The organism is Neobacillus sp. C211, from assembly GCF_051842875.1.
GTDB lineage: Bacteria > Bacillota > Bacilli > Bacillales > Cytobacillaceae > Neobacillus.
Map to the genome: position 1 here is coordinate 135167 of NZ_JBPXRO010000006.1, position 12803 is coordinate 147969.

General features: G+C 38.7%; 11 protein-coding genes and 1 pseudogene. 11 read left to right on the plus strand and 1 reads right to left on the minus strand.

What is annotated here, in order from left to right; translation table 11 throughout:
* Positions 1–252: 252 nt before the first annotated feature.
* The 6 genes and pseudogenes from ACSU6B_RS08240 to ACSU6B_RS08265 all read left to right on the plus strand — a co-directional run.
* Positions 253–345 (plus strand): annotated as a pseudogene (locus tag ACSU6B_RS08240) (hypothetical protein); the annotation flags it as partial.
* A gap of 112 nt (positions 346–457) precedes the next feature.
* Entirely contained in the window at positions 458–1783 is a 1326-nt protein-coding gene (locus tag ACSU6B_RS08245; RefSeq protein WP_410884253.1) for a sugar ABC transporter substrate-binding protein, read from the plus strand.
* Positions 1784–1932: 149 nt separating this feature from the next.
* Positions 1933–3339, plus strand: coding sequence for a carbohydrate ABC transporter permease (locus tag ACSU6B_RS08250; protein WP_410884255.1), 1407 nt, complete (start codon positions 1933–1935; stop codon positions 3337–3339).
* Positions 3339–4175: a sugar ABC transporter permease gene (locus tag ACSU6B_RS08255; protein ID WP_410884373.1), complete on the plus strand. Its 837-nt coding sequence runs from the start codon at positions 3339–3341 to the stop codon at positions 4173–4175. Before ACSU6B_RS08250 ends, ACSU6B_RS08255 begins: the two co-directional genes overlap by 1 nt.
* Positions 4176–4425: 250 nt before the next feature.
* Entirely contained in the window at positions 4426–5400 is a 975-nt protein-coding gene (locus ACSU6B_RS08260; RefSeq protein WP_410884257.1) for a LacI family DNA-binding transcriptional regulator, read from the plus strand.
* A 330-nt stretch (positions 5401–5730) separates the two neighbouring features.
* On the plus strand, positions 5731–6816 hold the full coding sequence (locus ACSU6B_RS08265; RefSeq protein WP_410884259.1) for a Gfo/Idh/MocA family protein: 1086 nt from the start codon (positions 5731–5733) through the stop codon (positions 6814–6816).
* 124 nt (positions 6817–6940) lie between these two features.
* Here ACSU6B_RS08265 and ACSU6B_RS08270 read toward each other — a convergent pair whose 3' ends face one another.
* Positions 6941–7717 carry an AraC family transcriptional regulator gene (locus ACSU6B_RS08270; RefSeq protein ID WP_214998895.1) on the minus strand — a complete coding sequence of 259 codons (777 nt, stop codon included), beginning with the start codon at positions 7715–7717 and terminating at the stop codon, positions 6941–6943.
* 137 nt (positions 7718–7854) lie between these two features.
* Here ACSU6B_RS08270 and ACSU6B_RS08275 point away from each other — a divergent pair, with 137 nt between their 5' ends.
* The 5 genes from ACSU6B_RS08275 (at position 7855) to ACSU6B_RS08295 (ending at position 12767) form a co-directional block, all read left to right on the plus strand.
* On the plus strand, positions 7855–8616 hold the full coding sequence (locus ACSU6B_RS08275; RefSeq protein ID WP_410884261.1) for a sugar phosphate isomerase/epimerase family protein: 762 nt from the start codon (positions 7855–7857) through the stop codon (positions 8614–8616).
* Positions 8617–8775: 159 nt separating this feature from the next.
* On the plus strand, positions 8776–9759 hold the full coding sequence (locus tag ACSU6B_RS08280; RefSeq protein ID WP_410884263.1) for an ROK family glucokinase: 984 nt from the start codon (positions 8776–8778) through the stop codon (positions 9757–9759).
* A 149-nt stretch (positions 9760–9908) separates the two neighbouring features.
* Positions 9909–10637: a ThuA domain-containing protein gene (locus ACSU6B_RS08285; protein ID WP_410884265.1), complete on the plus strand. Its 729-nt coding sequence runs from the start codon at positions 9909–9911 to the stop codon at positions 10635–10637.
* On the plus strand, positions 10637–11674 hold the full coding sequence (locus tag ACSU6B_RS08290) for a Gfo/Idh/MocA family protein (RefSeq protein ID WP_410884267.1): 1038 nt from the start codon (positions 10637–10639) through the stop codon (positions 11672–11674). The genes ACSU6B_RS08285 and ACSU6B_RS08290 overlap by 1 nt, the downstream gene beginning before the upstream one ends.
* A 124-nt stretch (positions 11675–11798) precedes the next feature.
* Complete coding sequence (locus ACSU6B_RS08295) at positions 11799–12767, plus strand: sugar phosphate isomerase/epimerase family protein (RefSeq protein WP_410884269.1); 969 nt, start codon at positions 11799–11801, stop codon at positions 12765–12767.
* Positions 12768–12803: the final 36 nt, after the last annotated feature.

Genomic DNA, 12803 nt, shown 5'->3' on the forward strand with positions numbered 1-12803 from the left:
TAAATTTGACAAATCATTAGAAAGATTTCAATTATTTCTAAGTCTCGTTTTCAAAAAAAATCAAAAATTATAATGATTAAACAAAAAATAAATAATATATTGACTATTCAGAATTAGAGTGATGTAATAGATTACAAGATAAGTTAAACGTTTACGTAATCATTATATATTTTTTTTATAGTAAAGTAAACGTTTACGTAAAACCGATTTTTAGATTTTTTTTGTTACTGTACAAGGGAGGAAAAAAGTAACGAACAAATGCTGGTTATCCACAATTTAACAGGTAAAGCAAAAGAGTTCACTTTATCAGAAATAGAAAGTGACTTTAGTAAAGTTACACTTTAGTCAATTGTGCAAACGGTTGCAGTAACTTAAATTTTCAACTGTTTATTTTGGTAGAAACTTTACCAAATAAGCATTGAGATAAATATTAATAAATCAAAAGGTGGGAATTAATTTGAAAAAGCTATTAAATCTATCTTTAATCGTACTGTTACTATTTGCATTAGCAGCATGCAGTAAGCCAGGGGCCCAAACAGGAGGAGAAGCTTCAAAAGAAACCGCTAAAAGCAGTTCAGCAAAAGAAACAGCAAAAGAAGAAATCACCCCGGAAGAAGGAGCAAAGCTGGTTTTATGGGATAACAAGGATGAAGAAGGTGAATGGGCAAAATATGTCGCGAAAGAATTCACTAAAAAATATGGAATCCCGGTTAAATATGCAAATGTCAATCATACTGATGCACCTGTAAAGCTTGAAACAGATGGTCCAGCGGGATTAGGAGCGGACGTATTTAATGCAGCCCACGATCATTTAGGAAAGATGAGCAAGGCTGGATTAGTTTATGATAACTATTATGCCGATGAATATAAAGAGCGCTTTATGGACGGTGCCAATACAGCCGTATCTGCAAAAGATGAAGAGGGCAAGCTTAAAACATTTGGTTATCCGTTAAACATTGAAGGAGTTGCCCTTTTCTATAACAAAACTTTATTGGATGAAATGGGCTTTAAACCAGCCGAAACAATGGAAGAATTAATCAAGCAATCGAAAGAGTTTCAGAAAAAACATCCCGGTTCATATGGTTTCATGATCGAACCAGGTAATTTCTACTTAATACATGGATTTGTTGGAGGATATGGCGGTTATATTTTCGGGGACAAAAATACAGATCCAAATGAAATTGGTTTAAACAATGAAGGTTCACTAAAAGCAGCGAAATTAATGCAGCGTATCCGTGATGAAATCTTGCCGCTGAAAAAAGAAGACCTTACTGGAGATGTCATCAATTCATACTTTACTGAAGGTAAACTTTTATATAATATCACTGGTCCTTGGATGGTGAAAAGCTATACAGAGGCTAAAGTGAACTTTGGTATTACAACGCTGCCGAAACTTGACAATGGGGAAGTTCCAACCACTTTTTCAGGATCTAAGGCCTATTATGTAAATGCTTATAGTAAATATCCACAAGCAGCGACATTGTTGGCTAAATTTGCAACAAGTGATGAAATGCTGTTAAAACGTTATGAAATGACAGGTCAGCTGCCGCCTTCTAAAGCATTATTAGAAAATGAAACCATTAAGCAAGACAAAATCAAATATACATTCTTAGAACAAGCACAATATTCTATTTCTATGCCTAATATCCCTGAAATGCAAAATGTATGGGGGGCGGAGGAAGTGGCTTATACAGCGATTTGGAATAAGGCTGCTGAACCTCAAACAGCACTGGATAAAGGGGTTCAACAAATTAAAGATGCCATTAAGTCCCAGACTAAATAATTACATTAAAAATGAGTCTGACTCGTGGGTAAGTCTCCCCGATAATAAAATATATAGAATGCTCTTTTGAGAGAAAACTATCTATTTTGTTGGTTTAAGGGGGTGACGTCTTAAGAGTCCGGCCTCTCATTTCAAAAGGAGGATGAAATATGAGTTCGACAGCTCGAAAATATGTAGATGACCAACTGCCTAACCCGCAAAAACATGGATCAAAGATTAGAAAATCACCGCAACCAGCTAAAAAACCATTCCTGACAAAGCCTAGAATGTCTGCTATACTTTCCGGATTATTTATGGGACTTGGACAGCTGTATAATCGACAAATTGTAAAAGGATTGAGCTTTTTAGCACTGGAATTGTATCTGCTTATTTTTTGGACGGTCCCTTTCCAATGGGCTATGTGGGGGCTTACAACATTAGGGGAAACACCTCAGCATCGGGACGGGTTTAAAATCGTTCCGGGAGACCATTCCATTTTCTTATTAATTGACGGAATCATATTTTTAATTTCATTCCTGCTCTTCCTATGGTTCTATTATTTAAATATTCGGGATGCCTATAAGGTTGCCGTTAAAAATGAAAAAGGAATTAAACCTAATAACACAAAAGAGATGTTTAAAAATATATGGGAAAATGGGTTTCCTTATATTTTGTTAACACCCTCTGTTCTATTTACAGCTTTTCTAACCATTCTTCCATTGTTATTTGGTATTTTAATAGCTTTTACCAATTATTCTGCACCCAATCACTTGCCGCCAAAGCACTTAGTGGATTGGGTAGGATTTGATACCTTTATTCAGTTGTTTCAAATGAAAACATGGAGTGCTACTTTTTATGGTGTGTTTTCATGGACCGTTGTTTGGGCCATTCTTTCAACTGTTACCACTTTATTCTTAGGACTTTTTTTCGCTGTATTACTTAACCAGCAAGGAATTAAATTGAAAAAGTTTTGGCGAAGCATTTTTATCCTGCCATGGGCGATTCCGCAGTTTGTTTCGATTTTAATCATGAGAAACATTTTTAATGGTGAATTTGGTCCTTTAAATCGTTATTTAATGGACTTGGGTGTGATTCAGCATGCAATCCCTTGGTTATCAGATCCATTATGGGCGAAAATGACACTTGTTGTTGTTAATATGTGGTTTGGCTTTCCATTCTGGATGGTATTAATGAGCGGGGTCCTAACAAGTATTGATAAAGAAATATATGAAGCGGCTGATGTGGATGGTGCATCACCCGTACAAAAATTTTGGAAAATTACCATGCCATTGATGATGTTTGCGACTGCACCACTTGCGATCATGTCTTTTGCGGGAAATTTTAATAACTTTAACATTATTTATTTAATGACAGAAGGCGGACCTGTCAATGTGGATTATAGCTATGCAGGATCGACAGACATTTTGATAAGCTGGATTTATAAACTGACACTGGACAATAATCAATTTGCAATGGCTTCTGTCATCTCCATATTGATTTTCGTTGTGATTGCTACATTCTCCATTTGGAACTTTAAAAGAACAAAAGCCTTTAAAGAGGAGGATATGATGTCATGATGGGTTTAAGCTTTAAAAAGAAAATTAGTCATACCATTATTTATACCATTTTAATCATAACAACGGTATTTATTTTATACCCTGTAATTTGGATTCTAACTGGTTCTATGAACCCAGGAAACTCTTTATTCTCTACTCGTTTAATTCCTGAGTCTTTGTCATTTGTACATTATCAATATCTATTTAAAGAAACGGATTATCTATTATGGTATAAAAATACGTTGAAAATTGCATTCGCGAATATGATATTGTCTACGCTTCTAGTCGTAACAGCAGCCTATGCTTTTTCCAGATTTCGTTTTCCCGGAAGAAAACAAGGCTTAATGACCATGCTTGTTTTGCAAATGTTTCCTGGCTTTATGGGCATGATTGCTATCTATATCCTATTACTGCAAATGAATTTACTCGACAACCATTGGGGACTCATTCTCCTTTATTCCGGAGGATCGATTCCATTTGGTGCGTGGCTTGTGAAGGGATACTTTGACGGCTTCCCAAAAAGTCTTGAAGAAGCAGCAAAAATTGACGGTGCCAGCCATATGACGATTTTCTATAAAATTATGATGCCACTCTCAAAACCTATTCTAGTGTTTGTGGCTGTTACAAACTTTATCGGGCCGTGGATGGACTTTATTTTTGCAAAGCTTGTTTTACGTTCTGATGAAAAGAAAACATTGGCTGTTGGGCTATTCGAGATGGTAACAGGCCGGGGTAATACAGAGTTTACTAACTTTGCTGCCGGTGCGGTGTTAGTCGCTGTACCAATTACGATTTTATTCCTTATATTCCAGGGTCATCTTACAGAAGGACTGAAAGCAGGGGCCAATAAAGGTTAATGATGAAGGGACTTCCGTAAAAGATTTCGATTTTAGTAAAAGAGAAGAAATGAAAAATGGATTGCTTCATTCACTAGCAGGAATGGCGGTAGAGTTTCATTGCTTCTCTTTTTGAATTTTTAGGCAATGCTTTAGAATTTCATCCTACAAAAACATAGAAATGAAGAGGAGTGAAAGGATGTTGAAGTAGTTTTATACATATGGTAATGTTTATTAGTAAAACGTTTACGTGGAAAGTTGGTGATAGATAATGGTTACTATTAAAGATGTAGCAAAACAAGCAGGGGTATCTGTCGCGACTGTTTCTCGTATTTTAAATAACCTGCCAGGCTACTCTGAAGAAACGAAACAGCGGGTAGAACAAGTGATTGAATCGATTGGCTATCAGCCTAACGCTGTTGCCCGGGGTTTGATTAATCGTGAAACAAAAACAATTGGCGTCCTTGTCCCCGATGTATCACATCTATTTGCAAATGAGGTTCTTGCAGGGATTGAGGAACGTGCTCATGAGCTTGGTTATACTGTGATGATCTGTAAAACAAACTATCGTACAAGGGATTATTTACAAACTTTGTATGAAAAACGTGTAGATGGAATTATTATGGTGAGTGGCACGATTACGCCTGATGAATATAAACAGATAGAAATGATGAAGATACCGGTAGTATTAGTCGCAACCCAAACAAACTATCCTATACGTTTTTTAAAAGTGGATGATTATCAAGCTTCATATGATGCTGCAGCCTATCTAATTAAAAAGGGTCATTCTCGTATTGGGATGATTGCAGGAACAAAAGAAGATGCCGTAACGACCATTCCACGTGTAAAAGGATTTACAGATGCGTTAAATGACGCTGGTATAAAAGTAACCAATGAAAAGATTACGCACGGCGATTATCATTTTAAAAGTGGAATAGAATGTATGGATCAATTATTAAACAACGATCCGTCCATTACAGGGGTATTTTGTGCAAGTGATGAAATGGCTGCAGGTGCATTATCTTTTTTATATAAACAAGGAATCAGAGTTCCAGAAAAACTATCGCTTATTGGGTTTGATAACACTCCAACGGCTGAAAAGGCGATTCCGCCACTTACGACGGTAGCGCAGCCATTATACGAAATGGGAAGGTCCTCCGTTCAGTTATTATTGGATCCCTCTGTTACCGTGAATCAGATTTTTCCCCATCAAATTGTTGAACGTGACACTGTCCGTTCCTTATAGTAAGATTCAATTTTTTGTAACGTTGAGTGAAAATGATGGATTTATTACTTTCACTCAACGTTGTAAAATCGCTAAAATGTAAACGTTTACACTTAAAAATGAATATAAGATAATGAAATTTAATTGCGCAAAGAATATGAAGTAAATGAAAATGAAGATCTTTCTAGAATGAAAAATAGCAAAATAATAGATATTTCAATTATATTATCTATGTTTATTTGCATATCCAAGATATAAGATGTAATCAAATAAGTAATGTTTTAAAAAAGCAGAAGTGAGAATTAAAGAAAACCTATAGAGAAAATGATGGCAAAAAAAGGAGATATAAAAATGACGAATAGAAACTATCATTTAGTTATAGTTGGTTACGGTGGTATGGGAAGCTATCATGGAAAGCTGCTCAAAGAAAACCAAAACATAAATGTCGTTGGAACCTATGATATTCTGGAGGAAAGAAGAGCCGCTTCCTTGGCTGATGGATACAAGGTATATGAAAGTTTAGCTGCTGTTTTAGCCGACGATTCTGTTGATTTTGTTCTTATTGCCACTCCAAACGATGTGCATAAAGAAATCGCAGTCGCAGCCTTAAACGCCAAAAAGCATGTAATTTGTGAAAAGCCTGTCACTATTTACAGTGAAGAGTTAATCGAAATTATGCAGGCTGCAAAAATGAATGACAGAGCGTTTATTGTGCACCAAAACCGCAGATGGGATGAAGACTTTCTAACGATAAAAAAAGTATACGATGAACTGATTATCGGAGATGTCTTTCATATTGAATCACGGGTACAAGGAGCAAACGGGATTCCGGGAGACTGGCGCCATCAGAAGGCTTATGGCGGGGGGATGCTGCTGGACTGGGGTGTCCATTTACTAGATCAACTGCTATTTATGATCGACAGTAAGATTACGAGTGTCTATGCCAATTTAAGTTATATTTTAGGGAACGAAGTAGACGATGGTTTTCAAGTGTTTATCACGTTTGAAAACGGCATCACCTCTTTAGTGGAAGTGGGAACAACAAACTTCATTCAACTGCCGCGGTGGTACGCAAAAGGAACAACAGGAACGGCAGTCATCCATGATTGGGATATTAACGGTAAAATCGTGACGCAAAATCGGGGAGTGGAGGTAGAAGCTCCGAAACCGATTAAAGCCGGGCAAGGGTTGACGAAAACGATGGCACCTCCGTCTGAAAAAGCTGTCAGTACATCGGATTTACCGAAAGTAGATAAGACGATGGAAAGCTTTTATGACAATGTGATTTCTGTAGTAGAAGGAAAAGCAGAACCAATCATCAAAAATGAGGAAGTTTTGCGTGTCTTACAATTGATGGAAACGATTTTTAAATCAGCAGAGACAAACGAAGTCGTCAAAGACTTTGATAGGGTAATGGACGGGAAAATCCTATTTTAGATATATAAATGTGGATTGTATCAAATAATAGAAAAGCTAGAAATACTGATGTAAGTGGGAAACTCAGTGATTTCTAGCTTTTCTAATTTTATTAAAACATTCATGTATAAGGCAAACATGTAATCTAATATTCTATCCGCCTGTACGCACCAGGAGCAACGCCGTATTTCTTTTTAAATACCTTATGAAAGTAAGGATAGGTTCCGAATCCGCAGTCTTCAGCAATCTGTTCAAGTGTCAGTGTAGTGTATTTCATCCGCTCAATGGCCGAGGATAAGCGGATTGCCTGCGCGTATTCCATCATCGTTTTCCCAACGCTGCTTTTGAATAAATGAACGGACCTTGAGACGCTGAGCCCAGCATGCTGCGCCACATCCTCCACTTTAAAGGCGATCGTGGCATGCTCCTCAATGTAACGCATCATCCGTGTCACCGTATACGGGTGACTGAAGGATCGGCCGGCTTCGCTGATAGCCCGTTCCAGAGATAAACAGAGCGCTCGCAGCAAATAGCCGGAGAGCTCTTCGTTTTGGCTGGATGATGGACGGCGTTTTTCAATCATGATCTGGCGCCATAAGGTCAACAGCTTTTCATCCAAATCGATTCGGGAAACATCCGGCTTTTCAGAACGGCTCCACCATTCGTCCATCCACGCGCCTTCACAAACTAAGTGATAATCTCCGCTGTTTTGCCCCTCTTTGACAAGCAGTTCATAGTGATCCCCAGGTTTAATGAGCAGTAGGTCTCCTTTCGCGAGTTCCATTTTTCTCCCCTTCACGACTACTTCGCAGAGACCTTCTGTTTGCAGTCTGAAAAGATACGAAGGGTATCCGGATTTATGTTGAGAATGATATCCATTTGTGTGAAAGGAATAGCCGCAAAAAAATATGTTCGTCGTCATAAGCTCCCTCTATTCTAACAAAATAGAAAAATAGCAAAATAGTAGATGTTTTAATTATATCATCTATGTTTATTTGTAGATATACAATATAAGATGTAATCAAATAAGTAATGTTCCAAGAAAGTGGGGGGATAAGGATGATCAAAATTCCAGTAGCTGTACAAATGTATACATTGCGGGAAGAAAGCGCGCAAGATTTTGCTGGCACTTTAAAAAAGGTGGCAGAGCTTGGCTTCGATGGTGTTGAATTTGCCGGGTATGGTGGATTGCCTGCAAAAGAAGTAAAAGTGTTATTGGATGAGCTTGGCCTTCAGGCAGCAGCGAGCCATGTGCCACTTGAACAATTGGAGAATAATTTAGCCGGGGTTATAGAAGATCAGAAAATACTAGGAAGTAAGTATGTTGTCTGCCCTTACATAATGCCAGATCGTCGCAGCGAGGATGACTACAAAGCCCTTATCTCTTTATTAGATAAAGTTGGTGAAACATGCCGTCAGGAGGGCATCACAATTTGTTATCACAATCACGATTTTGAACTTAATCGTATGTCTGATGGCAGAACGGCGCTCGAAGCTATTTTTGATGATACTAAGGCAGACAATGTGCATACAGAGCTGGATGTGTATTGGCTGACAAAAGCAGGCGAAAAGCCGGTGGAGTGGATCAATCGTTATCAAAAGAGAACCCCGCTCATTCATTTAAAAGACATGACGACAGATGGAGAACAATTTTTTGCGGAGCTTGGTACAGGCGGCGTTGACCTTGATGCAATATTGCATATGGGAGAAGAAGCAGGTGTTCAGTGGTGGGTCGTCGAACAGGATTTAAGCCGCCTTACACCATTTGAAAGCATTGAAATCAGCATAAATTATTTGAAAGAAAAACACCGAAATCTGTAGAAACAATAGGAATATGGAAAACTCCTAGTAGTTAGTGTATTTTTGGGGGACGCTGAAGGAAACAATTTGGAATTTTTTTTATTTATGATAGAAGAATTAAGTCAAATGCTAATTATGTGAAAAAATCAGAAATTTAAAGATGAAAAAGAGTGAATGGATATGGATGCGAAATGGTTAGTTGGTGTGGATTTAGGTGGAACCACGATTAAAATGGCATTTATCAGTCTGAATGGCGATATCATTTATAGCTGGGAAATAGATACTGACAAAAGGGAAAGCGGCCGATATATTCCTACAACGATTGCAAGCACGATTGACCAAAAGTTAAACGAATTAAATCAAACAAAAAATAGGCTAATCGGTATCGGAATCGGAGCGCCAGGTCCTGTTAATGTGGATGGTTCCATTGAGGTGGCTGTAAACTTGGGATGGAGGAAATTCCCTTTACAAGCTATTCTCGAGCGGGAAACTTCCTTGCCAGTTGCTGTAGAAAATGATGCTAATATTGCGGCAATCGGTGAAATGTGGAAGGGTGCTGGCAAAGGAGCTAAAAACTTAATCTGTGTAACATTGGGAACTGGTGTCGGAGGCGGGATTATCGTCAATGGTGAGATTGTGCATGGTGTAAATGGAGCCGGTGGTGAAATTGGTCATATTACATCTGTTCCTAGAAACGGCTCACCTTGTAATTGTGGGAAATCAGGATGTTTAGAAACTGTAGCATCCGCAACAGGAATTTCCCGATTAGCACTAGAGAAATTAGATTCTACCAATGATATTAGTAAAATAAGAGACTATTACGAGAAACATCAAACTATATCGGCCAAGCTGGTTTTTGATGCTGCAAACGAAGGGGATGAACTCGCCAAGCGAGTCATTCAACAGGTTGTATACCATTTAGGATTGGCTCTGGCGAATTTAGCTAATGGATTAAATCCCGAAAAAATTGTCATTGGAGGCGGCGTTTCAAAAGCGGGCGACACTTTGTTAGGACCTTTGAAAGAGGAATTTGTTTTATATACTTTTCCAAGAGTGGCGCAAGGTGCAGAGATTGTTATTGCTACATTAGGTAATAATGCAGGCGTAATTGGAGGAGCATGGCTGGCAAAAGAGAGACTAATAAATAAATCCAAAGTTAAATGATATGGTCACCTAAAATTGTTTTTAATTTACCGTCAAAGGATTATTAGGTTCAATATTTTCCACCCTTCGTGTCAATGTAAGCCGTTTCATAAATTCTATAAATCTCTAAAATTAACTGTAAAGTATTCAACTAAAAGGAGTCGTTCATCATGTTAAAAGTAACTGTATGGAATGAAAATCGTCATGAACAAAAAAATCCAGTCGTACGAGATATTTATCCAACCGGGATCCATGGTGCGATTGCCCAATTCCTTCAGGCCGAAGGAATCGTAACAAGAACGGCTACTCTTGATGAGCCGGAACATGGCTTAACCGATGAAGTACTAGCTGCTACCGATGTATTAGTTTGGTGGGGACATCTAGCACATGGAGAAGTGAAAGATGAAGTCGTTCAAAAAGTTCAACAGCGTGTTCTCGATGGAATGGGACTGATTGTTCTCCACTCCGGCCATTTTTCAAAAATCTTTAAAACATTAATGGGAACCAGCTGTGATTTAAAATGGCGGGAAGCTGATGAAAAAGAACGACTTTGGGTTGTGAGTCCAAGCCATCCGATAACAGAAGGAATCACTGAATATATTGAATTAGAAAAAGAAGAAATGTATGGGGAGCATTTTGATATCCCACAGCCGGATGAGCTTATTTTTACGAGCTGGTTTGAAGGCGGCGAAGTATTCCGCAGCGGCTGTACATACAAACGTGGAAATGGGAAAGTATTTTATTTCAGACCGGGCCACGAAACCTATCCAACCTACCATAACGAGCAAATTCAACGCGTGATTATCAATGCAGTAAAATGGGCCGCGCCTGTTAAACGTGAACGGCCAATTTATGGAAATGCGAAACCACTAGAACAAATTAAAGGGGGACAAAAATAATGAAAAAGTTAAAAGTTGGAGTAATCGGATGCGGCAGTATTGCCCAGCATCGCCATTTACCTGAATATAAAGCGAACCAAAATGTAGAGCTAGTGGCAGTTTGTGATATCAATGAAAGCCGAGTTAAAGAAATAGCAGAGAAATATGAAGTCACTGCTTACACAAACTATGAAGAGTTATTAAGAAGCGGAACGGTTGATGCAGTCAGCGTTTGTACACCAAACTATCTTCATGCCCCAATTTCGATTGCTGCCTTAAATGCAGGTCTTCATGTTCTTTGTGAAAAACCAATGGCTACTTCTAAAAAAGAAGCCGAAGCAATGATCGCCGCGGCCAAAGAAAGTGGCAAAAAGTTAATGATTGGTCATAATCAGCGTTTTGTACCTTCCCATCAAAGAGCACGTCAGCTGATTGCAAGCGGGGAAATTGGCAAAATTTATAGTTTCCGCACAGCCTTCGGGCATGGCGGTCCAGAGAGATGGAGTGTAGATGGGAAAGAAAGCTGGTTTTTTGAAAAAGAAAAAGCATTCGTAGGTGCAATGGGCGATTTGGGTGTCCATAAGACCGATTTACTACGGTATGTACTAGGTGAAGAAATTACTGAGGTTGGTTCTTTTGTTGAAACAAGCGCCAAAGATTTTGCTGATGTCGATGACAATGCGGTTTGTGTATTAAAAACAGAAAGCGGGATTATCGGAACACTTGCAGCAAGCTGGGCTTATGTCAGTAAGGAAGATAATTCAACCATTATATATGGTGAAAAAGCCATTCTGCGGTTAGAGGATGATCCAACTAATTCACTTGTCGTTCAATATGCCAACGGTGAAGTCGTAAATTATCAGCTTGGAAAAATTCAGTCGAATGATTCGGGCGGCCAACGTACAACACATGTGATCAATCATTTTGTGGATGCTGTTATTCATAATCATGATACACCTGTTCCTGGTGAGGAAGGAAAAAAATCTCTCGAAGTGATTTTAGCAGCACTTCAATCAAGTGAAACAAAACAAATTGTTAAAGTGAGCGAGCTATCATAAATTTCCGTTAGATATAAAGGGTGGTGGACCATATTGGGCCGCCATCTCTCTATTGATGTCTACAAGTTACCTATCACGGATCAATCGTATAAAGAGCGAGCAGTTATAGAGAGGGGAATTCATTATGAGACTTGGAGTTTTTACCGTATTATTCGCTGAAAAATCATTCGAGGAAATGCTTGATACAGTTAAAGAAGCCGGACTACATGCAGTTGAAATAGGAACGGGATGCTATCCTGGAAACAACCACTGTGATTTAGATGGGTTATTGGAAAGTGAAGAGGCTAGACGTGAGTATATCCAAAAGGTTGAGGAACGCGGACTGGTAATCAGTGCATTCAGCTGCCATGGAAACCCGATTTCTCCTGAAAAGGAATTTGCTAACAACTCGCATGAAACACTCTTGAAAACTATTAAACTTGCTTCGCTTCTCGATGTGCCGGTTGTTAACTGTTTTTCAGGAACAGCAGGAGATCATGAAGGGGCGAAATATCCAAATTGGCCTGTAACACCTTGGCCTAATGAATATGGAGACGTATTAAAGTGGCAATGGGAAGAAAAACTGATTCCTTATTGGAAGGAAGTTGGCCAATTTGCTAAGGAGCACAACGTGAAAATAGGACTTGAACTACACGGAGGTTTTTTAGTCCACACACCATATACACTCTTAAAGCTGCGTGAGGAAACCTGTGATGCCATTGGCGCTAACTTAGACCCAAGTCATCTATGGTGGCAGGGAATTGATCCAGTTGCAGCGATTAAAATTTTAGCAAAAGAAAATGCGATTCATCATTTTCATGCGAAAGACACATACATTGATCAGGAAAACGTGAATATGTATGGATTAACGGATATGCAGCCCTATGGAGAAGTGAAAACGAGGGCTTGGTCATTCCGTTCGGTTGGCTGTGGACATAGCCTGAAAGAATGGTCCGACATGATGAGTGCACTAAGAACCTATGGCTATGATTATGTGGTCAGCATTGAACATGAAGACCCAATTATGTCTATTAACGAAGGGTTCAATCGGGCAGTAACCAATTTAAAATCGATCTTAATTGAGGAGCCAGTTTCCCAAATGTGGTGGGTGTAATGATGAAGAATATAACAGTTGCCGTTAATCTTGAAG

Excerpts from the sequence above, each read along its gene's own strand:
- ACSU6B_RS08250 (WP_410884255.1), top strand. The coding sequence starts at position 1,933 with ATGAGTTCGACAGCTCGAAAATATGTAGATGACCAACTGCCTAACCCG.
- ACSU6B_RS08255 (WP_410884373.1), top strand. The coding sequence starts at position 3,339 with ATGGGTTTAAGCTTTAAAAAGAAAATTAGTCATACCATTATTTATACC.
- ACSU6B_RS08260 (WP_410884257.1), top strand. The coding sequence starts at position 4,426 with ATGGTTACTATTAAAGATGTAGCAAAACAAGCAGGGGTATCTGTCGCG.
- ACSU6B_RS08265 (WP_410884259.1), top strand. The coding sequence starts at position 5,731 with ATGACGAATAGAAACTATCATTTAGTTATAGTTGGTTACGGTGGTATG.
- ACSU6B_RS08270 (WP_214998895.1), bottom strand. The coding sequence starts at position 7,717 with ATGACGACGAACATATTTTTTTGCGGCTATTCCTTTCACACAAATGGA.
- ACSU6B_RS08275 (WP_410884261.1), top strand. The coding sequence starts at position 7,855 with ATGATCAAAATTCCAGTAGCTGTACAAATGTATACATTGCGGGAAGAA.
- ACSU6B_RS08280 (WP_410884263.1), top strand. The coding sequence starts at position 8,776 with ATGGATGCGAAATGGTTAGTTGGTGTGGATTTAGGTGGAACCACGATT.
- ACSU6B_RS08285 (WP_410884265.1), top strand. The coding sequence starts at position 9,909 with ATGTTAAAAGTAACTGTATGGAATGAAAATCGTCATGAACAAAAAAAT.
- ACSU6B_RS08290 (WP_410884267.1), top strand. The coding sequence starts at position 10,637 with ATGAAAAAGTTAAAAGTTGGAGTAATCGGATGCGGCAGTATTGCCCAG.
- ACSU6B_RS08295 (WP_410884269.1), top strand. The coding sequence starts at position 11,799 with ATGAGACTTGGAGTTTTTACCGTATTATTCGCTGAAAAATCATTCGAG.